Annotated in this window: 17 protein-coding genes; 13 read left to right on the forward strand and 4 right to left on the reverse strand. The window is 71.8% G+C overall.

The features are described from left to right. Window positions 1-44: 44 nt before the first annotated feature. Window positions 45-884, reverse strand: coding sequence for a peptidylprolyl isomerase (locus ACIBM5_RS23105; protein ID WP_396008556.1), 840 nt, complete (start codon window positions 882-884; stop codon window positions 45-47). A gap of 314 nt (window positions 885-1198) precedes the next feature. On the opposite strand from ACIBM5_RS23105, the gene ACIBM5_RS23110 reads away from it, so the two are divergent. The 8 genes from ACIBM5_RS23110 (at window position 1199) to ACIBM5_RS23145 (ending at window position 12265) form a co-directional block, all read left to right on the forward strand. Next, entirely contained in the window at window positions 1199-1894 is a 696-nt protein-coding gene (locus ACIBM5_RS23110) for an MBL fold metallo-hydrolase (protein WP_391587562.1), read from the forward strand. A 14-nt stretch (window positions 1895-1908) separates the two neighbouring features. Further along, on the forward strand, window positions 1909-3168 hold the full coding sequence (hisS, locus tag ACIBM5_RS23115; protein WP_391587561.1) for a histidine--tRNA ligase: 1260 nt from the start codon (window positions 1909-1911) through the stop codon (window positions 3166-3168). Further along, a complete protein-coding gene (gene aspS, locus ACIBM5_RS23120; protein ID WP_396008557.1) occupies window positions 3165-4994 on the forward strand; it encodes an aspartate--tRNA ligase in 1830 nt (609 codons plus the stop codon). Before hisS ends, aspS begins: the two co-directional genes overlap by 4 nt. Window positions 4995-5330: 336 nt before the next feature. Beyond that, window positions 5331-5903 carry a hypothetical protein gene (locus tag ACIBM5_RS23125; protein WP_396008558.1) on the forward strand — a complete coding sequence of 191 codons (573 nt, stop codon included), beginning with the start codon at window positions 5331-5333 and terminating at the stop codon, window positions 5901-5903. Then, the gene (locus ACIBM5_RS23130) at window positions 5900-6412 is read left to right on the forward strand and encodes a hypothetical protein (protein WP_396008559.1); all 513 of its coding nucleotides are present in this window, start codon (window positions 5900-5902) and stop codon (window positions 6410-6412) included. The genes ACIBM5_RS23125 and ACIBM5_RS23130 overlap by 4 nt, the downstream gene beginning before the upstream one ends. A gap of 106 nt (window positions 6413-6518) precedes the next feature. Further along, the gene (locus ACIBM5_RS23135; RefSeq protein ID WP_391587557.1) at window positions 6519-7331 is read left to right on the forward strand and encodes a vWA domain-containing protein; all 813 of its coding nucleotides are present in this window, start codon (window positions 6519-6521) and stop codon (window positions 7329-7331) included. 431 nt (window positions 7332-7762) lie between these two features. After that, the gene (locus ACIBM5_RS23140) at window positions 7763-9124 is read left to right on the forward strand and encodes a replication-associated recombination protein A (protein ID WP_391587556.1); all 1362 of its coding nucleotides are present in this window, start codon (window positions 7763-7765) and stop codon (window positions 9122-9124) included. A gap of 588 nt (window positions 9125-9712) precedes the next feature. Then, window positions 9713-12265: an ABC transporter permease gene (locus ACIBM5_RS23145; protein ID WP_396008560.1), complete on the forward strand. Its 2553-nt coding sequence runs from the start codon at window positions 9713-9715 to the stop codon at window positions 12263-12265. 321 nt (window positions 12266-12586) lie between these two features. Here the strand turns inward: ACIBM5_RS23145 and ACIBM5_RS23150 are convergent, their stop codons facing one another. Then, window positions 12587-13303 carry an alpha/beta hydrolase gene (locus ACIBM5_RS23150; protein WP_396008561.1) on the reverse strand — a complete coding sequence of 239 codons (717 nt, stop codon included), beginning with the start codon at window positions 13301-13303 and terminating at the stop codon, window positions 12587-12589. Between the two features lie 919 nt (window positions 13304-14222). Between ACIBM5_RS23150 and ACIBM5_RS23155 the strand changes: the two genes are divergently transcribed. Next, window positions 14223-15026: an NAD-dependent epimerase/dehydratase family protein gene (locus tag ACIBM5_RS23155; RefSeq protein ID WP_396008562.1), complete on the forward strand. Its 804-nt coding sequence runs from the start codon at window positions 14223-14225 to the stop codon at window positions 15024-15026. Window positions 15027-15236: 210 nt separating this feature from the next. Here ACIBM5_RS23155 and ACIBM5_RS23160 read toward each other — a convergent pair whose 3' ends face one another. Then, window positions 15237-16550, reverse strand: coding sequence for a threonine/serine exporter ThrE family protein (locus ACIBM5_RS23160; RefSeq protein ID WP_391587552.1), 1314 nt, complete (start codon window positions 16548-16550; stop codon window positions 15237-15239). Window positions 16551-17229: 679 nt separating this feature from the next. After that, window positions 17230-18015: a DUF2470 domain-containing protein gene (locus ACIBM5_RS23165; RefSeq protein ID WP_396008563.1), complete on the reverse strand. Its 786-nt coding sequence runs from the start codon at window positions 18013-18015 to the stop codon at window positions 17230-17232. 242 nt (window positions 18016-18257) lie between these two features. Here ACIBM5_RS23165 and rpsD point away from each other — a divergent pair, with 242 nt between their 5' ends. From rpsD to alaS, 4 genes are all read left to right on the forward strand, one after another. After that, window positions 18258-18866, forward strand: a complete 609-nt coding sequence (rpsD, locus tag ACIBM5_RS23170) for a 30S ribosomal protein S4 (protein ID WP_396008564.1) — start codon at window positions 18258-18260, stop codon at window positions 18864-18866. Window positions 18867-19208: 342 nt separating this feature from the next. After that, window positions 19209-19643 carry a DUF948 domain-containing protein gene (locus ACIBM5_RS23175; RefSeq protein ID WP_391587549.1) on the forward strand — a complete coding sequence of 145 codons (435 nt, stop codon included), beginning with the start codon at window positions 19209-19211 and terminating at the stop codon, window positions 19641-19643. 5 nt (window positions 19644-19648) lie between these two features. After that, a complete protein-coding gene (locus tag ACIBM5_RS23180) occupies window positions 19649-20008 on the forward strand; it encodes a DUF6167 family protein (RefSeq protein ID WP_391587548.1) in 360 nt (119 codons plus the stop codon). Continuing rightward, complete coding sequence (gene alaS / locus ACIBM5_RS23185; RefSeq protein WP_396008565.1) at window positions 20008-22677, forward strand: alanine--tRNA ligase; 2670 nt, start codon at window positions 20008-20010, stop codon at window positions 22675-22677. The genes ACIBM5_RS23180 and alaS overlap by 1 nt, the downstream gene beginning before the upstream one ends. The last annotated feature ends 87 nt before the right edge of the window (window positions 22678-22764 follow it).

Here is a 22764-nt window from a genome sequence, read left to right on the forward strand (position 1 = left end):
GCCGAGCCCCGGGAGTCGCCGTGGAACATGCGTCCGGTCGGTTGCTACTTGGCCACGGTCACGCTGTCGAGGACCACGTTCTCGTGCGGCGCACCGTCGCTGCCGCCGTCCGCGGTACCCGCGGCGGCGATCTTCGCCAGCACGTCCATCCCGCCGGTGACCTTGCCGAACGGGGTGTAGTTCGGCGGGAGCTTGCTGTCCCCGGTGACCAGGAAGAACTGGCTCCCGTTGGTGCCCGGGCCCGAGTTCGCCATCGCGACGGTGCCGGCCGGGTAGGACGCGGTGCCGGCCGGGCCCGCCGTACCGAGATTCTCGTCGACGAACTTGTAGCCGGGGCCGCCGGTGCCCGTTCCGGTCGGGTCCCCGCACTGGAGCACGGCCAGACCGCCCGTGGTCAACCGGTGGCACTTGGTGTGGTCGAAGAACTTCTTGCCCGCCAGGAACGCGAACGAGTTCACCGTGTGCGGCGCCTTCGCCGCCTCCAGCGCCACCGTCACCTCGCCACACGTGGTCTTGAGGGTCATCGTGTACGCCGCCTTGGTGTCGATCGACATCGCGGGCTCGGTGGCGAACTGCTCCTTGGTCGGCTCACCCGGAGCCGGTGCCGCACACGTCTTCGGTTTGGCGTCGGGGGCCGGCGACTGCGGCGCCGAGGGCTGGGCGGTCGGCGTGTTCGACGCACCCGCGTTCGTCGACTTGTCGTCGTCGTCGTTCGCCGCCACCGCGAGCCACGCCCCGCCACCGGCCACCACGACCACCGCCGCGACCGCTGCGATGACCTGGTTGCGCCGGCGCCGACGTGCCTGTGCGGTCCCGCGTCGCTGCTGCTGGCGCTCGAACTTCTCGCGCGCGAGCTGCCGCTGGCGCTGCTGTTTGGTGACCACCGCGTGCTCTCCTGGATTCGAACGGACTCGATGACGGACTCGATGTGGACGGACTCGACCCGGACGCCCGACGGCCGAACGAGGGCCGGGGGAGGCCTCCCGGTGCCGTGACGGGATCCGTGCACCGGTCCCGACCTGCGGTGATCCCACAGGCCCGGAACCGACCGCAGCTCGCGCACAGTCTAGGCACGCACCCCCTGAACCGGTTCGCGATCCGCCCCCGCGCGCCGGTAGTCTCGTACCTGATTCCCACGTCCGCCGCATACTTCCGTGCTTGCCCCGCCGCCGGAAGACCCGAGACCGAGAGGACGAACGTGATCGTCGCCGGGTTCCCCGCAGGGTCCTTCCAGACCAACTGTTACGTGGTCGCCCCTGCCGCCGGTGAGGAATGCGTCATCGTCGACCCCGGGCAGGACGCGTTCGACGGCGTACAGGACATCGTCCGCGAGCACCGGCTGCGTCCGGTGGCCGTCGTGTTGACCCACGGACACATCGATCACATGTTCTCGGTGGTGCCGGTCTGCGCCGAGCACAAGGTGCCCGCGTGGATCCACCCGGACGACCGCGACATGCTCTCCGATCCGGCCAAGGGCCTGTCGCTGGGCGTGGGGCAGCAGCTGTTCGGCGGGATGACCTTCACCGAACCCGAGGACGTGCGCCTGCTCACCGACGGCGCCGTGCTCGACCTCGCCGGCCTCGAGCTGACGGTCCATCATGCGCCCGGCCATACACAGGGGTCGGTGGCCTTCGGCACCCAGGGAAGCGCGGACATCCCGCCCATCCTGTACTCGGGTGACCTGCTGTTCGCCGGCTCCATCGGACGCACCGACCTGCCCGGCGGCGATCACGCGCAGATGTTGCGCTCGTTGTCCCGGGTGTGTCTGCCGCTGCCGGACGAGACCGTCGTCCTGTCCGGCCACGGCCCCCAGACGACGATCGGCCGCGAGCGCGCGAGCAACCCTTATCTGCAAGAGCTGACGCCGCCCGCGGGACCGCACCGAGGAATGTGACGGATTTTCATACCGTGAGTACCTTCAACGCCCCCAAGGGCACCTTCGACATGCTTCCGCCGTACTCGGAGACGTTCAACCGGATCCGGATCCAGTTCGGCCTGGAGCTGCGCGACGCGGGTTTCCAGTACATCGAGACCCCCACCTTCGAGGAGACCGGCCTCTTCCTGCGCGGTGTCGGCGAGTCCACCGACATCGTGACCAAGGAGATGTACACGTTCGAGGACCGCGGCGGCCGCTCGCTGACGCTGCGCCCCGAGGGCACCGCGGCCGTGATGCGCTCGGTGCTCCAGCACAACCTGTACGCCGGCCGACTGCCGGTCAAGCTGTGGTACTTCGGATCGTATTACCGCTACGAGCGCCCGCAGGCGGGCCGTACCCGCCAGTTCACCCAGGTCGGCGCCGAGGCGATCGGCAGCGACGACCCGCTGGTCGACGTCGAGATGATCGCGCTCGCCGCCGAGGGCTTCATGAAGCTGGGCCTGCGCGACTTCCGGCTGCTGCTCAACTCGCTCGGCTGCCGCGAATGCCGGCCGGTCTACCGCGCCAAGCTCCAGGAGTTCCTGCGCGCGCTCGACCTGGACGCCGAGACGCACGCGCGGATCGAGATCAACCCGCTGCGCGTGCTCGACGACAAGCGGCCCGAGGTGCAGGCGCTGATCGCGGACGCCCCGCTGATCACCGACCACCTGTGCGAGGCGTGCGCCGAACACCACACGTTCGTGCGCGGCATGCTCGACGAGTTGGAGATCGCCTACGAGGACACCCCCCGGCTGGTCCGGGGCCTCGACTACTACAACCGCACCACGTTCGAGTTCGTCCACGACGGGCTCGGCGCGCAGTCGGCGATCGGCGGCGGCGGGCGCTACGACGGCCTGTCCGAGGACCTCGGCGGCCCCGACCTGCCCTCGGTGGGCTGGGCCCTGGGCATCGGCCGCACGATGCTCGCGATGGAGGCCGAGGGCCAGGCCGTGGAGACCCCGGCCGACTGCGACGTCTACGGCGTCGCGATCGGCGACGCGGCCCGGCGCGCGGTGTTCGGCATGATCACCCAGCTGCGGATCGAGGACATCCCCGCCGACATGGCCTTCGGCGGGAAGAAGCTCAAGGGCGCCATGAAGGCCGCGTCGCAATCCGGCGCCCGCTACGCCATCGTCGTCGGCGATCGTGACCTCACCGAGGGCGTCGCCCAGATCAAGGACCTGTCGAACGGGGACCAGACCCCGGTCCCGCTCGACCGGGTCGTCACCGTCTTGAAGGAGAAGCTTCAGTGATCCGCACCCATGACGCCGGGACGCTCCGCGCCGAGCACGCCGGCCACACCGTGACGCTCGCCGGCTGGGTGGCCCGGCGGCGCGATCACGGCGGCGTGGCGTTCGTGGACCTGCGGGACGCGTCGGGCACCGTACAGGTGGTCTTCCGCGACCTGGCGACCGTGCACAACCTGCGCTCCGAGTTCTGCGTGAAGATCACCGGCGACGTGCGGGTGCGCCCCGACGGCAACGAGAACACCGACATCCCCACCGGTGCGATCGAGGTCGTCGTGGACGACTTCGAGATCCTCTCGGAGGCGGCGCCGCTGCCGTTCCCGATCGAGGAGTACACGCCGGGCACGGTCAACGAGGAGGTGCGGCTCAAGCACCGCTACCTCGACCTGCGCCGGGCGCCGATGGCGCGCAACCTGCGGCTGCGCTCCAAGGTGACCCGGGTGATCCGCGAGGTCATGGAGGACCACGACTTCCTCGACATCGAGACGCCGTACCTGACCCGCTCCACGCCCGAGGGCGCCCGCGACTTCCTGGTGCCGGTGCGGCTCCAGCCGGGCTCGTGGTACGCGCTGCCGCAGTCGCCGCAGCTGTTCAAGCAGCTGCTCATGGTGGCCGGCATGGAGCGCTACTACCAGATCGCGCGCTGCTTCCGGGACGAGGACTTCCGGGCCGACCGGCAGCCCGAGTTCACCCAGTTGGACGTCGAGATGTCCTTCTGCGACGCCGAGGACATCCTGGCGCTGACCGAGAAGCTGATCGCGCGGGTGTGGCGCGAGGTGCACGGCGTGGAGATCCCGCTGCCGTTGCCCCGGCTGCCCTACGCCGAGGCGATGGCGCGCTACGGCTCGGACAAGCCGGACACCCGCTTCGGCTGCGAACTGGTCGACCTGACGGCCTACTTCGAGGGCACCTCCTTCCGGGTGTTCCAGGCCGAGTTCACCGGCGCGGTGGTGATGCCCGGCGGCGCCGCGCAGACCCGCAAGGAGCTGGACGGCTGGCAGGACTGGGCCAAGGCGCGCGGCGCGCGCGGTCTGGCGTACGTGCTGGTCGATGCGGAGACCGGCGAACTGCGCGGCCCGGTGGCCAAGAACCTGTCCGAGGAGCACCTGGCCGGACTGGTCGAGGCGACCGGCGCGGCCAAGGGCGACTGCATCTTCTTCGCGGCGGGTCGGCGCACGGCCTCGCTCGAACTGCTCGGCGCCGCCCGGCTGGAGATCGCCCGCCGCGGATCGCTGATCGACGAGTCGAAGTGGAACTTCCTCTGGGTCGTCGACTTCCCGATGTTCGAGCCGATCGAGGACGCGGCCGGCAACCACCAGGGCTGGCACGCGATCCACCACCCGTTCACGGCGCCGACCGCGGAGTGGCTCGACGGGTTCGACAAGAACCCGGGCGAGGCGCTGTCGAACGCGTACGACATCGTGCTCAACGGAACCGAGATCGGCGGCGGTTCGATCCGTATCCACCGTCGGGACGTGCAGGAGCGCGCGTTCGCGGCGATCGGGATGTCGGAGGAGGAGGCGCAGTCGCAGTTCGGCTTCCTGCTGGACGCGTTCGCGTATGGGCCGCCGCCGCACGGCGGGATCGCGCTGGGGCTGGACCGGTTGGTGGCGCTGCTGGGCGGGGCGGACAGCATCCGCGATGTGATCGCCTTCCCGAAGACCGCTTCCGGTGGGGACCCGTTGACCGGGGCGCCGTCGCCGATCACGGTGCAGCAGCGGCGCGAGGCGGGGATCGACGCGAAGCCGAAGTCTGGTTCGGGTGAGGGCTCGGGGTCGGGCTCGGGTTCGGGGGCGGGCTCCGGGTCGGGTGGCAAGGTGGACAACGGCTAGGTGCCGAGAGGGCGTGACTCGCTTCGAGCGGGCGGGTTGGGACGGTCGAAGTAGTAGCCGCCCCGGGTCGTTCGTGGGGACCGTTCGGCGCCGGCGTCCCGGATGCACTCCGCTTCGCCGTCGGGGCCCGCTCGTGGTGATCGAGGGCGGCCGAGCCAATGGCTCGGCCGCCCTTCGGCGTTGCCGTTGCCGTTGCGGTTGTGGTTGCCGGATTTGTCGACTCGGTGGAGTAGCCGAAACGCTTCTGCACAGGCTCGGAGCAGTGGCGCCGAAGCGTGCCTACCTTGGAAGTCGAGCCGGTGCAGGACCGGTTCGTACGACCTCGGGGAGGCCGACATGGCGGTGGAGCTGACGAAGCGACGGGTGCCGGCGGAGTACGTGACGCGGTCCATCGTGCTGGGGCGCGGCTGGACGCAGGGTGCCATCGTGCGCTTTCTGGCCGAGCCGGACGGGACACTCGCCAACCTGCGCTATCGGGGATCGCCACCGACCCGGCTGTACGCGATGGCGCGGGTCCAGGCGATCGAGGGCACGCGGGAGTGGCAGGAGTGGTTCTTCGCGTCGCGGCGACGGCGGGCGGGGGTGGTGGCGGATCCGGGAAGTGCGGTCGGGGCCGGCGAACCGGGTGCGCCGCCGGTGGGACCGGCGGGAGTGGTTGCCGGCCCGCTGGATGGCGGTGTACCGGGCGATGGTGGCGGCGGCGCTGTCGTCGAGGGCGCGCGTGGTGGTGGGCACGCGGGCGGAACGCGTAGGGATGATGCGGCCGTTGCGGCCCTTGCGGTCGGCGCACATGTCGGAGCCGAGCGAGATGCTGGGGAGGGTCGAGGTCGGGACTCGAAGGACTCGAAGAGTTCACGGGGCTCGAATGGCTCGCAGGGCTCGAAAGGCTCGAAAGGGGAGGTCGCATGAGCCACACCGTGCACATCAATCCGCTGCGCTGGTTCACCGATGGCGAGGGTGGCCTGGAGTTCGTCGAGTCGTTCGGCACGCCGGTGCCGGCCGACCTGCTGGAGGAGGCGCGTGCCGCGTCCTATCCGGAAGTCGGCGACGTGCTGGCGGTGTTGCGTGCCGAAGGGTTGTCCGCGCGCTGTTGGTTCACCCTGTGGGTCGACGGTGCGGAGGTGCCGGATCCGTTGCCGGCGCGGCCGGGGGCGGCCGATGGCGACCACCTGGGCGGGTTCGCGGTGGCGGTCGCGGGGGAGCGCAAGCGCATCGGGACGGACGAGCCGGTGTCCGGGCTGACCTTCCGGGCTCCGGGGGCGGGCGCGGCGGAGCGGGCGGTGGCGGCGCTGGCCGAGGCGTTCGGTCCGCAGGTGATGTGGGCCGGGGACGTCGGCGACGTCGTGGTGGTGCCGCCCGGGCTGACCGCGGCCCAGGTGCGGGCGCGACGGGCGGGGTGCGACATGGCCGATTCGTGAGGGATCTGCCCCTGTTCGTGGGGGCGGCCGATCTGGGAGCGTAGGCCGGGGAAGCCCCCGTGAGGGGGCGGCCACCCGACTCGCTCGACTGCTGGGAGCCCTCGCCATGCCCTTCTCGCTGTTCGGTCGCAAGAAGTCGAAACCGGACTCGTCGGCGGCTGCCGCGCCGCCCGCCACCGCACCCTCCGCCACCGTGCGCAGCGGCAGCGGCTCGGCGGTCTCGCTCGACAAGATCGAACGCTCCGCCCCCGGGTTGGTCAGCCTGTACAAGGCGGCCGGGGTCAGCCTGGAGAAGAACCGGCTCGCGGGCGTGCGCGCCGCGGTCTATCTGGTGCTCGACCGCTCCGGCAGCATGGCGCCGTTCTACAAGAACGGCAGCGTGCAGGCGCTCGCCGACCGGGTGTTGGCCGCAGCCGCGCACTTCGACGACGACGGCTCGGTGCCGGTGATCTTCTTCGACACGAAGGCCTACCGGGCCGAGGAGATCTCGCTGGACAACTACGGTGGCCGGATCGCCGCGCTGCACAAGAAGCTCGGCCATATGGGCACCACGGACTACGTGTCGGCGATGGAAGCGGTGATCGCGCACTACCGCTCGTGTGGTGCGACCGACCCGGCCTTTGTGATCTTCCAGACGGATGGAGCGCCGAACAACGCCAAGGCCGCGGAGAAGGCCATCTGCAAGGCGGCCGAGTTGCCGATCTTCTGGCAGTTCATCGGCTTCGGCCGGGACGAGTTCCGCTTCCTGCACCGACTGGACGACCTGCCCGCCCCCAAGTACCGCGTGGTCGACAACGCGGGCTTCTTCGAGGCCGGCGCCGACCCGCGGCGCATGCCCGACGCCGAACTGTTCGACAACCTGATGAACGAATTCCCGGAGTGGCTCCAGACGGCGAAGGCCGCGGGGGTTCTTCGCTGACACGGCGCCGCCCCCACCGGTGGCCCGGGCGGGTGGTGCCGGTCGACGCCGGCGCCACGACCGGGGACGCCGGAGCCGCGGGCGCACTGCGATCCGGGCGGTGGTGCCTTGGCTCTGGCGGGGCGGTGGCTCGGCCGGCCGTCTGGGCGGTGGTGGCCTCGGCTTCCTGGGGCGGTGGCTTCGGTGGTCGCGGGGCGACGGTGTCGGCGGTGGTGGGTTGCTCGTCCCGGAGGTGGCGGCGGGTGTGGGTGCGATGCCCGTCTCGGGGGTGGCGGCGGGCGTGGGGCGGGCTGTTGGCCGGGTGTGCCCACCGGCGCCCGGTGCGGCGAGCCTCGTACGGCGACGACCGGTCGTGTGCAGGGGGCGGCAGGGGTGCTCGGGAGCGCGTCCCGGGCCGGTCGGGAGTCGGTGGTGAGGGTTAGGGTCGGGGGGTGGATTCCGATCTCTTCACCGCTGCCGCCGAGGCCCGGCAGGCCAAGGACCCCTCGCTCGCGCCGCTGGCCGTGCGGATGCGCCCGCGCGACCTGGACGAGGTGGTCGGTCAGCGGCACCTGCTGGGCGAGGGATCGCCGCTGCGCCGGTTGGTGTCGTCGGACAGTCGGGTCACCGCGCCGTCCTCGGTGATCCTGTGGGGGCCGCCCGGGACCGGCAAGACCACGCTCGCCTACGTGGTCAGCCATGTCACCAAGCAGCGTTTCGTGGAGTTGTCGGCGATCACGGCAGGGGTCAAGGAAGTGCGCGCGGTGATCGAGGACGCGCGTCGGCAGGCCGGTGCGCAGGGCCGCGACACGGTGCTGTTCCTGGACGAGATCCATCGCTTCTCCAAGGCCCAGCAGGATTCGCTGCTGCCCGCGGTGGAGAACCGATGGGTGACGCTGATCGCGGCGACCACGGAGAATCCGTACTTCTCGATCATCAGCCCCCTGCTCTCCCGCTCCCTGCTGCTGACCCTGGAGTCGTTGACCGACGACGACCTGCGCGAGGTCGTGCACCGCGCGCTCGGCGACGAGCGCGGACTCAAGGGCACGCTCACCCTCGATCCGGATGCCGAGGAGCACCTGCTGCGCATCGCGGGCGGTGACGCGCGACGGATCCTGACCGCGTTGGAGGCGGGCGCGGGATCGGCGGCCGACAAGGGCGAGGACACGATCACGCTGGCCACGCTGGAGAGCGCGGTGGACCGGGCGGCGGTGCGGTACGACCGGGACGGGGACCAGCACTACGACGTGGCGAGCGCGTTGATCAAGTCGATCCGGGGCTCCGATGTGGACGCGGCGCTGCACTATCTGGCGCGGATGATCGATGCGGGCGAGGACCCGCGATTCATCGCCCGACGGCTGATGATCTCGGCGAGCGAGGACATCGGAATGGCCGACCCGACCGCGTTGCAGGTCGCGGTCGCCGCCGCGCAGGCGGTCGCGCTGATCGGCTTTCCCGAGGCGCGGATCACGCTGTCCCAGGCGACCATCCACCTGGCCCTGGCGCCGAAGTCGAACGCGGCCTACCTGGCGATCGACGCGGCACTCGGCGACGTCCGAAAGGGGCTGGCCGGCCCGGTGCCCGCACACCTGCGCGACGGCCACTACAAGGGCGCGGCCAAGCTCGGTCACGCGCAGGGCTACGTCTACCCGCACGACGTCCCCGGCGGCGTGGCAGCGCAGCAATACGCCCCCGACGCCATCCACGGCCGCACCTACTACGAACCCACCCGCCACGGCGCCGAAGCCCGCTACGCCGACATCGCCACATGGACCCGATCCCGCCTGACCAACGCGACCCCCACGGACGAATAACTCACCCGGACCCCACCCGCCCAAGCCCTGCCGGCCCACAGCGGCCGACGGGTGACGGCCCCACCATCCGCGCAGCGCCGGCCGATACGCCCCCACCCGCAGGCATTACGCCCGCCCGTGTCGTGCCCGCCCGTGTCGGGCTCGACCACGCCGCACCGTGCGCGGCGCGTCCGCTGGTGCCGCCGTCCGACCCTGCGCCGCGCCCGCCTGCCCGCGCCGCGCCGCGGCCGCTCGTGCCGGGCCCGGTTCGCGCCCGGTGTGCCGGTTCGATCGTTCGGATCGGTGAGGCGGTCCTGCGACGCGGGCCGGTGAGGGCGGTTTCGCTGCGTGGTTCGGTGAGGCGGTTTTGTCGTACCGGTCGTTCGGGGCCGGGGGCGGTTCCGCCGTGGTCGTTCGGGTGGTCGTCCGGGGGTGGATTTCGGGGTCGGTCGTGTGGGCGACTTCGGGGTCGTGCGGTGGGGGTGAGGCGGCGCGGGGAGGGCCGTGGGATGTATGTGGGCGCCGTACCGGTGGGGGACGACCGGGGGAGTAGGGGCGGTCGAGGATGGCGGTATCCCATTGCTCGGCTCGGTTTCCCGGGGGCTGCCCATGTTTCGTTTCGCTCTGCGCAACGTCGTCGCGCACAAGGCCAGATTGGCGATGACCGCCGTCGCCGTGCTCCTCGGGGTCGCGTTCGTCGCCGGCACCCTGGTCTTGTCGGACACCTTGGGCCGGGCCTTCAAGAACACCGCGTCCAGGAGCTTCGCCGACGTTTCCGTCGCGGTGATCGACGAGAACGTGGACCGCGCCGGCTCCCGGGAACACGGCCGTCCGGATCCCGCGCTCACCGAGGACACCCTCACCCGGTTGCGCGCGCTGCCGGGAGTCGCCCGGGCGCGAGGCGTGCTGGAGGGCTTCACCGGTGTGGTCGACCGCGACGGCGACCTGCTCGGGTCCGGGTGGACCACCATCGGGACCAACTTCGTGCCGACCGGCGACGGAGCCGACCCGCGCTTCCCGATGCGGGCCGGGCACGGGCCGGCGAACGGCCGCGAGATCGCGTTGGATGCGCGGAGCGCGGACAGGGCCGGCTTCCGGATCGGCGACACCGTACGCATCGCGCTGAGCGGTCCGATGGTGGAGACCCGGCTGACCGGCGTGTTCGGGACCGACGATCCGCGGGTGTCGGCGGGCGGCTCGCTGGTCCTGTTCGACACCGCCACCGCGCAGCGACTGTTGTTGGCGCCCGGCCGGTACGGCGAGATCGACCTGACCGCGGCCCCCGGTACGAGCGAGACGGCGCTGCGCGACGCGGCCGCGCGATTGTTGCCCCGCGCCGACAACCTGCGGGTGGCCTCCGGGCGGACGCTCGCCCGAGAGCAGGTGGACCAGATCGAGGCCGGCACTCGGCAGATGACCATCGCGCTGCTCGCGTTCGCCGGCATCGCGCTGTTCGTCGCCACGTTCATCATCGCCAACACGTTCACCATGCTCGTTGCCCAACGCACCCGCGAACTGGCCCTGTTGCGCGCGGTCGGCGCCCGACGCGGGCAGGTCACCCGGATCGTGCTGTGCGAGGCGGCGGCGGTCGCCGTGGTCGCCTCGCTGCTGGGCCTCGCCGCCGGGATCGCGCTCGCGGGCACGCTGCGGTCGCTGCTGGAACGGTTCGGCGCCCACCTGCCCGCCGGCCCGCTGATCGTCGAAGCCCGCACGATCGCGGTGGCGCTGCTCGTGGGCTGTGGGGTCACCCTGCTCGCCGCGTGGCTGCCGGCCCGGCGCGCGTCCCGAATCCCGCCGGTCGCCGCGCTGAACACCGTCGAACAACCCGCCGGCCACGGCGGCCTGCGCGGTCGCAGCGTCATGGGCGTGCTGGTGACCGCCGCCGGCGCGGCGCTCACCGGATACGGCCGTTCCACCGCCGGCGACGGCGGCCGAGTGCCGGTGGCCGTCGGGGTGTTCCTGGTCCTGGTCGGCATCCTCCTGCTCACCCCGCTGTTGTCCCGGCCCGTGATCGGGGCGAGCGCGCCGTTCCTGGACCGGCCGTTCGGCGTGGCCGGTCGGCTGGCCCGCCGCAACGCCGTCCGCAACCCCCGCCGTACCGCCGCCACCGCCTCGGCGCTGACCATCGGGCTGTGCCTGATCGCCGGTCTGACCATGCTCGGCGCATCGATCCGGCACGCGGTCGAGGAGCGGGCGATCGCCGAGGTGGCGGCCGACTACCGGATCCGAACGGTCAACGGCGCGCCCGTCGATGCGAGCGTGCTCGACGCCGTCGCCCGGGTGCCGGGGGTGACCGCGATGTCCCCGCTGATCCGGGACACGGTGACGCTGGACGGCCGCAACACCGCCGTGATCGGCGTGGATCCCCCGGGAATCGAACGGCTGCTCGCCCTCGGCGGCACGGCCGACGCCGCGGCGGCGCTGCGCCGAGGCGAGATCCTGGTCACGGCGGACACCGCGAAGCAGCGCGGCTGGCGGATCGGGTCCGTGGTCCCGATCGGCTATCCCGACGGCACCCGGGGTCGCGTCACCATCGGCGGATTCCACGCCGATCTCGAACAGTTGACCAAGGTCACCGTCCCGGCCGCGCTCGTACAGGCGCATTCCGCGCACCGCGACATCCGGTCGATCATGGTGCGCACCGCCGGCGGCGACGACGCACGGACCACCCGGACGATCGAGCGCGCGATCGGCGACAACCCGTTGATCGAGGTCGAGGACCGCACCGACATCCGGCAGTCCATCAGCCGAAGCGTCGACCTGTTGCTCAACATCATGTACGGGCTGCTCGCGATGGCCGTGCTGATCGCCGTGCTCGGTGTGATCAACACGCTGGCCATGTCGGTCTTCGAACGCCGGCGCGAGATCGGGATGTTGCGTGCGATCGGCCTCGACCGCTCGCGGGTGCGCACCATGGTCCGACTCGAATCGTTGGTGATCTCGGTCTTCGGCGCGGTACTCGGGGTGGCCGTGGGCACGTTCCTGGCCTGGGGGATCCTGGGTCCGCTGCGGAGCAAGGTGCCGAATCTGGTTCTGGTCGTCCCGTGGGCCGGCGTCGGTGGATTCCTCGCCCTCGGAGTGGGCGTCGGCATCGTCGCCGCGGTCTGGCCGGCACGTACCGCGGCCCGCGCCGACGTGCCGGCGGCAATCGGCACCGAGTGAGCGACGTACGCACGACCGCGCTCGCCACCGTGTGGGTGAGGTACGCACGCCGCCCTGGCCGTCGTGTGGGTGAGGTACGCACCCCGCCCTCGCCACCATGTGGGTGACGTGCGCTTCCGGCCTCGGCACCGAGTGGGTGACGTACGCACTACGCCGTGGGCATCGTGTGGGGGAGGCCCGCACGCCGCCCTCGGCGCCGTGCGGGTGACGTGCGGATCCCGCCTTCGGCATCGAGATGAGCGACGTACCTACTGCCGCGCCCCCAGGCGCGGTGTGAACGTGATCGGCGGGTCCGGGCCCCGCGGCGGGGCACGCCCGGTGTCAACCCACCACCGCGCGCAGCCCGTCCGGGTCCGGCGCCGTCATCGCCCGGGCGATTCCGGGGTCCGGCGTTCCGGTGACGGCGCCCACCACGGTGCGGCGGATCAGTTCGGTCCAGGCCGGGGCCCGCCGCACCATCGCGTGGCCGTCCGGGAGTTCGAAGCGGCAGACCCGCTCGGACACCTCCCGGGCGGCCAGCGCGTAGCGATGCGAGGCCGTCGGGCTGGTGGTGTGGTCGGCCGTGCCGTGCACGATCACCACATCGCGGCCGGCGAGTTGGGTGTACGGCTCGTCGTCCTCGATCCACGGCGCGAGGGCACAGACCGTACGCACACTCTCGTGCTCGGCCACGCGCAACGCGGTACGGCCGCCCATCGAGTGGCCGACCAGGGTGACCTCGGCGTGCGGATAGCGGGTACGGATGCCGTCGAGCGCCCACCACGCGTCCTGGACCGGATCGTGATCGGGCTCGTTCCAACCGCGTACCCGGTAGCGCAGCAGCCAGGTCGCGGCGCCCTCCGCGCGGGTCGCCCGATGCACGCTCCGGGCGATCGGCACCATCCGGCGATAGGCCAGGTTGCGGGTCGACGCGGGTTGCCGACTGCGCGCACGACCGCCGGGCAGGATCAGGACGACCGCGCGGACATCCGTCCCACTCGGCGGCGACCACGTACGCAGCGCGGCGAGCGGCCCGGTGGATGCGTGCGCGTCCGGCATGCGGAGCCTCCATGCTTCTTGCCGGTCCGGCGATCCGGACCCCGTCATCGACCCGAGGCGGCGGATCCCGACCACCAACCCCAAATCCCGAACGCCCTCACCCCCCATGTCGTTCCCGCCCGCACGCGATCCCGAGCAAACCTCCGCCGCCCCGGGAGACGCCGACGCCGAGGTGGCGGACCAGCCGAGCACGAACCCGCAGCCGGCGCGATGCGCACTGCGCGGTGCGCGCTGGGGGCGACCGGCCGGTCAAGGCTGAGCTTGCAGTGATCGGTGGCCGCGGGACGTGCTCTCCGACCGCACGTGAGTAGCCGACTGTGTTGTCGGGGCTATGGGGCTACAGGGCTATGGGCCTACGGGGCTTCGAAGAGGATGGCTTGTCGGGCTGGAGTTCCAGGGCCGGCGTCGGGTCCACCGCACCGCGACATGCCACGAACAACTCACTCGAGACCAGGGTCGACGACACACACCCGACATCAGCCCCGACACACCGCCCGGCGAAGCGCCCCCGGATCCCGGCTCTGGCGCTTGACCCACACTCACCACACGCCCGACCACCATCGCCAACAGCTGCTCCGCAGCCGCACGCGACGCTCGGCCCGCGCCGCGCGATCAAGCCCTGGTCCCGGCTGGGTCGGCGGCGGCGACGGCGGCGGAGTGGCGGCGCTACGGCCGGGGGCCGGTGTCGATCGCGACTTCGGGTCGCGAATTTCGCTATCCGGTGGCCGAGACGCGTGCGGAACGTGGTCCGACACCGCCGGTTGGCTGCCGAGGACGGCAAGCCGGTCCGCGGCCGGTACGCGTGTGGGTCGGAGGCGTGTCGAAGGTCGGGGAAGCTCGATGTGCCGTGCACGCGATTCGGGGCAGGCTGTCCGGGACCGGCTGCGGCTCGGGGTGCACGTAGGGCGAGGGGAGCGGGATGAGTCTGGGGAGCGTGGTCGTCACCGGGGCGGCCGGGCGGATCGGGACGGAGCTGCGCAAAGGCTTGCGTGGTGCGGCGAAGCGGTTCGTGCTGCTCGATCTGGTCCCGCTGCGGCCGGAGCACGCGGGCGAGGAGGTGCGCGTCGTCGACCTCCTGGACGCGCCGGCCGTCGAGGCTGCGCTCGCCGGCGCGGATGCGGTGATCCACCTCGGCGGTATTCCGGGCGAGGCGCCGCTCCCGGAACTGGTGCAGGCGAACGTACTGGGCACCCACAACGTGCTGGAGGCCGCCCGACGGACCGGCGTGTCCCGGGTCGTCCTGGCCGGCAGCAATCGGGTCACCGGCTTTCATCCCGTCGGTCGGCTCACCGCTCCGGACGACCCGGTACGCCCGGACGGCCTGTACGGCGTGAGCAAGGTGGCCGTGGAGGCGCTGGGTCGGCTGTACGCGGACAAGTTCGGCCTGTCGGTGCTCTGTCTGCGGATCGGCAGCTTCGAGCCGGAGCCCGTCGAGCCGCGCCACCTGGCCACATGGCTCAGCCCACGCGACTGCGTCGGCTTCTTCCGAGCGGCCCTGGACGCCCCGGTCGCCGCCGGCTTCACCACCGCCTACGCCGTCTCGGCCAACACCCGTCGCTTCTGGACCCTGCCCACGCCCGCCGAGCTGGCCTACACACCCGTCGACGACGCCGAGCAATACGCCGCCGCCATCCCGGACGCGGCCACTCCCGCCGACCCGGCCGCCCCGCAGGCGGGCTCGCTCGCCGACCAAGAGTTCACCCTGCGCCACCTCCGCCCCTGATCGCGCACGGCTGCGGCGCCACCGGCCGGGCCCGGTGACCTGCGTCCGCCTCGACGCCGAGCGATACGCCGGAGCCCCGACTTCGCCACCGGACGCAAACCCCGCCCCCGATGCGCCGACCCCGCGACCGGCGCCACCCCGCGACCGCCGCGCCCAGCGCGCCCGCCGAGCGCAGCGTGTCGTAACCCCGCAGCGCGCCCCCGGCATCCGTCAGAAGCCTCGGGTGCGTTTGGAGGCCGGGCGCATTTCGCGGCCGGTGCGTGGTGGTGGGGACGGGAGTACGAAGCGGGCCGCCTCGGAGCCGACGTTGACGCCTGCCGCGAGGGCCAGGGCCAGGGACGCCGCGTTGACCAGGCTGCGCCAGCCGGTGTCGGTGTGGCCGAGGGCGAGCCCCAGCATGCCCTGATACATCGCGCTGCCCGGGAGCATCGGGCCGATCGCCGGGATCACGTACGGCAGCGCCGACGTCCCGTGCCACCGGGCGAGCAACTGCCCGAGCAGCCCGAGCAGTCCCGTCGCGACGGCGGTCGCGAGCACCGGCGCGGCGCCCGCCTCGCGCAGCACCTGGAACACCGCCCAGCCGACCGCACCGCCCGCCGCCGCGACCGGCAGCAGCACCCGTCGCACCTGGACCAGCACCGCGAAGGTCATCGACACCGCGCCCGCCGCGAGGAGTTGCACCGCGCGGGGGTTGGCGTTGAGGTTGAACGTGCCCTCGACGTTGAACTGCACGCCCACCTGGTCGCCGATGTAGATCACGATCGAGATGCCGACGATGATGCCGACGATCAGGTAGAAGACCTCCAGCAACCGGGCGGCGGCGGTGATGTAGAAGCCGGTCAGCCCGTCCTGGACCGCGGCGACCAGAGCCCGCCCGGGCAGCAGCGCGAACAGCCCGCCGGTGACCACGGCGTAGGGATTGATGCCGACCCCGACCTTGATCATTCCCACCGTGATCGCGGCGGCCGGCATCGAGGCGAGCACGAACTGGTAGAACTCCGGCACCCCTCGGTCGGAGAGCAACTGCGCGAGCCGCTCGCCGATCAGCGCCGCGACGCAGGCCGCGATGGCCACGATCACCCCGCCGCCGACCATGACGCTGGCGAAGGCCGCGATCAGACCGGCGGACAGCAGCAGCAGGTTGCGTGGATACGGGTGCCGGTTGCGGCGGATGTCCGCGAGCCGGTGGTACGCCTCCTCCAGGGTCAGATCGGCGCCGGTGATGTCCGAGACCAACTGGTGCGCCTCGTCGAGCCGGGTGTAGTCCACCGCGCGCCGGCGGACCACCCGTTCGCCGGTGACCGGCGGTTCGACCAGGGACGGCTGGTAGGACAGGGTGATCGCGACGAAGGTCACATTGGGCTGGCAACGTTCCAGGCCGTACGCGTCGGTGATGCCGAGCATCGCCGCCTCGACGTCCTCCCCGCCCTCGCCGCTGGCGAGCAACAGTTCGCCGGTGCGCAGCGCCAGGTCGAGCACACGCGGGACCGAGGGGCCGGCCTCCGGCTTCTCGGGGGCGGGCACGATCGGGATGCTCGCGGTGTGCCCGCTGAATCGCAACTGGGTGCGCAGCCGGTCCTGCCACGGGCTGGCCCCGGATCGGGGCGCGGGCCGGGATTCCGGCTCCCAGGGTGCGCGGGGGGTCGGATGGTCGCGGCCTTCCCCGTTCGCCGGTTCCTCCGGCCTGTGCCGCGAATGATGCTCCGACACCCCGTGTGGTCCCTTCCGCCGTGCGCGATGCGGTCGTTCCGCGTCGGCGGTCTCCTGCCCGGTCCGCCGTGGCGATCCGCCCGGGTGGATCGCCACCCGTTGCCGCGACCGGAAACGTTAGCCGGTCCCGGGTGCCCGACACGGCACACCACGACGCGGCCGGGTACGCGGCCCACCACCACCGCGCACGACCGATCCCGGACCGGGAGACTGCCCACCCAAGATCGCATCATGCGACCCACATCGCACGACACGCATCATGCGGCACTGCAACATCGCGGACACGCGTCATGCGCCAGGGGCCACCTCACGCGCCAAGCGTCACGCGCCGCCGCACGCATCAGGCGACCGAGGAGTCTCCCGCGAGCCACACATCACACGAGACGGGGGAGCCGCCGGAGAGCCACACATCACGCGACACGGGAAAGCCGCCCGAGAGCCGCCCGACCCGAACCGACCCGGCCCATTCGACCCGGCTCCACCCGACCCCGCATCACCCCTGGCCCTGCACTCCGCCATGGACCCCGTGCAGCAACCGGCGCAGCGCCTCGCCCAGTTGCGTCGGACCCGCGACCGGCGTCTCGAAATCGAACCGCACGTCGCACGTACGCTCCGGCCCGCCCGTGCGCAGTCGGATGCCGTGTCGGTCCAGCGACACCGGCGCGACCCGCTCGTCGCAGGCCGGTGCGCCCGCCAGGCTCGCCAGCCGGCACAGGTCGTTGCCGTGCGCGGCGGCGAGGTGCTGGAGCAGTTCGGCCTCGTGGTCGGCCAGCGGGTCGGGCCGGGCGTCCGCGTACTCCTCCGGCTCGACGTGCCCGGTGCCCCACAGGTCGTCGACCAGCACTTCGCCGACCTCCAGGCGCACGATGGTGCCCGCTCGCGGCGATGCGGTGGGGTCGGGGGCCTGCCCGGCCAGCCGGGCGGCGGCCTCGTCGGCGTCGGTGCCGGTGGGGATGGTCAGCCAGCCGGCGATCCAGCAGTGCGCCCGGACCCGGTGCGGCACGGCGACCGGTGCGACGTCCACCAGGTGCAGCACGGCGGCCACGTCCTCGCGCGAGGTCAGTACGACCGCGGCGGTCTCGCCCGGGACGAGCAGCAGCAGCGAGCCGTCCGGCTCGACCGCCCGGGCGGCCGGGACCACCTGCTCCTCCCGGTCGCCGGGCAACTCCAGGGTGGCCGAGCCGGCGAAGCCGGCCAGGGTGCGGGCGCGCTCGGCGATTTGCGGTCGTCGGGAAGAGACATCGGTACGCCCGGCGTTGGCCTCGGTGGGAACAGACATGGCGTCCTCCAGGTGTGGCGCTCGTTTGCGACCCCCGTGCGGGCTACCGAACGCATCGTCGTTAAGGTTAGGCTTACCTAAGTGCACCGATCTTGGCAAGGCGACCCGCGTCACGGCGGCCCGAGCGAAAGCGGCCCTCGAAGGGCCGCCGCCACCGCGGCCGACCGCGCGACGGAGAGCCGCGCACAGGCGGCCCACCAGGACGACCCACACCGAAACATGCCCGCACGGAGGACCCGACCTTGAACCAGACCCGACCCAAGATCCGGCGCAGCCGTGCGCTCGGTGTGGCGCTCACGCCCAAGGCCGCGAAGTACCTGGAGAACCGGCCGTACCCGCCGGGCGAGCACGGTCGTGGTCGCAAGCAGTCCTCGGACTACAAGACCCGGCTGATGGAGAAGCAGCGTCTGCGCTTCCAGTACGACATCTCCGAGGTCCAGATGCGGGCCGCGTTCGACCGCGCCAACAAGCACTCCGGCAAGACCGGCGACGAGCTGGTGGTCGACCTGGAGCGCCGGCTCGACGCGTTCGTGCTGCGCGCGGGCTTCGCGCGCACCGTCTACCAGGCGCGCCAGATGGTCACCCACGGCCACATCGAGGTCAACGGCGGCAAGGTGGACAAGCCGTCCTACCGGCTCAAGCCCGACGACATCGTCGCGGTGCGCGAGCGCAGCCGGAACAAGCCGCTGTTCCAGGTGGTCCAGGCCGGCGGGTTCGCCGCCGCCGAGACCCCGCGCTACATCGAAGCCCGCCTGGACAAGCTGATGGCGCGCCTGGACCGGCTCCCGCAGCGCCGCGAGGTCCCGGTGATCTGCGACGAGCAGTTGGTCGTCGAGTACTACTCGCGCTGATTCGCGAGCGCACCCGACGCCGAACCTCGCCGATCCGCGCCGAATCGCGCCGACCGCCCCGAACCACGCCGCAGCGCACGCCGAACCGCGCCGCAGCGAATCCGAGGGCACCGCACCAACCCGCTCCCGCTCCGCCACGGCCGTGCGCCGAGCCCTCGCACGGCGGCATTCCGACGGCACCGCGCCGGCGATCGGGAAGCGACGCCAAGTCAACACACGCGCCACACCGACCGCGCGGGTTTCCTCGGACGAGGAGACCCGCGCGGTCGCGGTAGGGTCGGGTTTTCCGAGGCGGGCCACGCATGTCTGCCGCCTCGACTGATCCCACTCATCAAGGAGCGCATGACGGTGTCGGGTGGCGAAGTCGCGCTGATGATCATCGCGGTTTTCTGGGCGATCCTGGTCGCCTTTCTCGCAGTGGCTCTGGTCAAGCTGGCGAAGGTGCTCAAGGAGGCCACGACCCTGGTCGCAGGAGTGGCGGACCGAGCCGTTCCGCTGCTCGACGAGGTGACCGAGACGGTCCGGGCGACCAACGCCCAGATGGGCCGGGTCGACCAGATCGCGGGCAACGTGCAGACCATGACCACGAACGCCACCGCGCTTTCCTCCACGGTCGCCGCCACCCTGGGCGGCCCGCTCGTGAAGACCGCCGCGTTCAGCTACGGTGTCCGCCGCGCGTTGTCCGCGCAGCAGCGCGCCGAGCTCGGCCGCCGGGTGCGGGTGGCGGCCAAGGCGCAGAAGGTCGCACGGCAGCGCAGCATGCGCGGGAGAGGCTGAGTCGAATGGCGAGGCTGTTCTGGATCGCGGTCGGCGCCGGCGCCGGCGTCTGGGCCGCGCGCAAGGTCAAGGACAAGGCGTACAAGTACACGCCCGAGGGCGTCGCCGACAATGTCACCGGCATCGGCGAGGCGATCAAGTACTTCGCGGACGAGATCCGCGCGGGCATGGCCGAACGCGAGCAGGAGCTGTACCGCGCCATCGGCGCGGACGTGGCCGCCGCGTCGTTGCCGCCCGCCCCGGTGCGGCGCGTGTTGCCCGGCACCCGGGAACCGCACGAAGACTGGCACGACGGGCGTGATCTGTACGACCCGCGTGAGCTGTACGAAGGCAAAGCAAGGTACGACCGAAGGGACGGCAGCTGATGGAATCGGCAGAGATCCGGAAGCGCTGGCTGCGCTTTTTCGAAGAGCGCGGACACACCGTCGTCCCCTCGGCCTCGCTGGTCGCGGACGACCCCACGCTGCTCCTGGTGAACGCCGGCATGGTGCCGTTCAAGCCGTACTTCCTCGGTGAGGTCAAGCCGAGCTTCAAGCGCGCCACCAGCGTGCAGAAGTGCGTGCGCACCCTGGACATCGAAGAGGTCGGCAAGACCACCCGGCACGGGTCGTTCTTCCAGATGTGCGGCAACTTCTCGTTCGGCGACTACTTCAAGGAAGGCGCGATCGGCCTCGCCTGGGAGTTGCTCACCAACTCGATCGAGGACGGCGGCTACGGGCTGGACCCGGAGAAGTTGTGGATCACCGTCTACCTCGACGACGACGAGGCCGAGCGCATCTGGCGGGACGTGATCGGCGTACCGCCCGAGCGCATCCAGCGCCTGGGCAAGTCGGAGAACTTCTGGTCGATGGGCGTGCCCGGTCCGTGCGGCCCGTGCTCGGAGATCAACTACGACCGCGGCCCCGCCTACGGCGAGGAGGGCGGCCCGGCCGTCAACGGCGAGCGCTACCTGGAGATCTGGAACCTGGTCTTCATGCAGTACGAGCGCGGCGCCGGGACCGGCAAGGACGACTACCCGATCCTGGGCGAGCTGCCCGCGAAGAACATCGACACCGGCCTGGGCCTGGAGCGCCTCGCGTGCATCCTCCAGGGCGTCGACAACCTGTACGAGATCGACACGTCGCGGATGATCCTGGACCGCGCCGCCGACCTCGCGGGCAAGACCTACGGCCAAGACCACAAGAACGACGTGTCCTTGCGCGTGGTGGCCGACCACGTGCGCACCGCGGTGATGCTGATCGGCGACGGCGTGGTGCCCGGCAACGAGGGCCGCGGCTACGTGCTGCGCCGGATGATGCGCCGGGCGATTCGCAACATGCGCCTGCTGGGCGCCGAGGGCGAGACGCTGCACGACCTGGTCGAGACCACGATCAAGGCGATGGGTCCGCAGTACCCGAACCTGATCGAGGAGGCCGAGCGGATCGACGCCGTCTCGGTGGCCGAGGAGAAGCGCTTCCTGGCCCGACTCCAGGAGGGCACCGCGCTCCTGGACGAGTCGATCGTCAAGGCGAAGAGCTCCGGCTCCGCGGTACTCCCCGGCGAGGTGGCGTTCCTGCTGCACGACACCGAGGGCTTCCCGATCGACCTGACCCTGGAGATCGCGGCCGAACAGGGCCTGGCGGTCGACGAGGACGGGTTCCGCCGACTGATGAACGAGCAGCGGCAGCGGGCCAAGAAGGACGCCCAGGCGCGCAAGCAGGGGCTCGCCGACCTCTCCGTCTACCGCGAGGTCGCGGACGCGGCCGGCGGCACCGTGTTCACCGGCTACCACGACACCTCGGACGAGGCGACCGTGGTCGGCCTGCTCGTGGACGGCGTGCCCGCGCCCGCCGCGCACGAGGGCGACGAGGTCGAGGTGGTGCTCGACCGCACCCCCTTCTACGCCGAGGGCGGCGGCCAGCTCGCCGACACCGGCCGGATCCGGCTGGACACCGGCGCCGTGGTCGAGGTTCGCGATGTGCAAACCCCGGTCGCCGGTGTCACGGTGCACCGCGGTCGGGTCCAGGTCGGCGAAGTACTGGTCGGCGCCCAGGCGTCGGCCCAGATCGACACCAACCGGCGGAACGCCATCGCCCGGGCGCACAGCGCGACGCACCTGACCCACCAGGCGCTGCGCGACGCGCTCGGCCCGACCGCGGCACAGGCCGGGTCGGAGAACGCGCCCGGCCGCTTCCGGTTCGACTTCGGCGCACCCGGCGCGGTGCCGGGCAGCGTGCTCACCGACGTCGAGCAGAAGATCAACGAGGTGCTCGCGCGCGACCTGGACGTCACCGCCGAGGTGATGTCGATGGACGAGGCGAAGAAGCAGGGCGCCGTGATGATGTTCGGCGAGAAGTACGGCGACCGGGTCCGCGTGGTCACCATGGGGGACTACTCCAAGGAACTGTGTGGCGGCACGCACGTGCACAACACCGCCCAACTGGGCCTGGTCAAGCTGCTCGGCGAATCCTCGATCGGCGCCGGCGTGCGCCGGGTCGAGGCGCTGGTGGGCACCGACGCGTACAACTTCCTGGCGCGCGAGCACACCATCGTCAACCAGCTCACCGACGTGGTGAAGGGCCGCCCGGAGGACCTGCCCGAGCGGGTCGCCTCGATCATGGCCAAGCTGCGCGACGCGGAGAAGGAGATCGCGGCGCTGCGTGGCGCCCAGGTGCTCCAGGCCGCCGCGGGTCTGGTCGAGGGCGCGCAGGACGTGCACGGCGTCGCGCTGGCGACCGCGCAACTCCCGGACGGCACCACGCCGGACGACCTGCGCAAGCTCGCGTTGGACGTACGCGGCCGGCTCGCGGCGCGCCCGGCCGCGGTCGCGGTCGTGTCGGTCGTGAACGGCAAGCCGATGGTCGTGGTGGCCGCCAACGAGGCCGCGCGCGAGCGCGGCGTCAAGGCGGGCGAACTGGTCCGCGTGGCCGCGCAGACCCTCGGCGGCGGCGGTGGCGGCAAGGACGACGTGGCCCAGGGCGGCGGTTCGGACCCGACCAAGGTGGCCGACGCGCTGGCCGCGGTCACCCGGACAGTCGCCGAACGCGCCTCCTGAGGCGTCCCCTACCCTCGTTCCCCCGGTGTGTGTGGAAGTCTGGAACCGGACTCCCCTACCACCGGGGGACTTGTATGACGGGGCGTC

It is taken from the genome of Embleya sp. NPDC050493 (assembly GCF_044458105.1).
Lineage (GTDB): Bacteria > Actinomycetota > Actinomycetes > Streptomycetales > Streptomycetaceae > Embleya.

What these genes read in the sequence shown, in the direction of transcription:
- ACIBM5_RS23150 (WP_396008561.1), bottom strand. Translation starts at nt 13,303, where the DNA reads ATGCCGGACGCGCACGCATCCACCGGGCCGCTCGCCGCGCTGCGTACG.
- ACIBM5_RS23180 (WP_391587548.1), top strand. Translation starts at nt 19,649, where the DNA reads ATGGCGAGGCTGTTCTGGATCGCGGTCGGCGCCGGCGCCGGCGTCTGG.
- ACIBM5_RS23145 (WP_396008560.1), top strand. Translation starts at nt 9,713, where the DNA reads ATGTTTCGTTTCGCTCTGCGCAACGTCGTCGCGCACAAGGCCAGATTG.
- ACIBM5_RS23155 (WP_396008562.1), top strand. Translation starts at nt 14,223, where the DNA reads ATGAGTCTGGGGAGCGTGGTCGTCACCGGGGCGGCCGGGCGGATCGGG.
- ACIBM5_RS23165 (WP_396008563.1), bottom strand. Translation starts at nt 18,015, where the DNA reads ATGTCTGTTCCCACCGAGGCCAACGCCGGGCGTACCGATGTCTCTTCC.
- ACIBM5_RS23175 (WP_391587549.1), top strand. Translation starts at nt 19,209, where the DNA reads ATGACGGTGTCGGGTGGCGAAGTCGCGCTGATGATCATCGCGGTTTTC.
- ACIBM5_RS23135 (WP_391587557.1), top strand. Translation starts at nt 6,519, where the DNA reads ATGCCCTTCTCGCTGTTCGGTCGCAAGAAGTCGAAACCGGACTCGTCG.
- alaS (WP_396008565.1), top strand. Translation starts at nt 20,008, where the DNA reads ATGGAATCGGCAGAGATCCGGAAGCGCTGGCTGCGCTTTTTCGAAGAG.
- ACIBM5_RS23130 (WP_396008559.1), top strand. Translation starts at nt 5,900, where the DNA reads ATGAGCCACACCGTGCACATCAATCCGCTGCGCTGGTTCACCGATGGC.
- ACIBM5_RS23125 (WP_396008558.1), top strand. Translation starts at nt 5,331, where the DNA reads ATGGCGGTGGAGCTGACGAAGCGACGGGTGCCGGCGGAGTACGTGACG.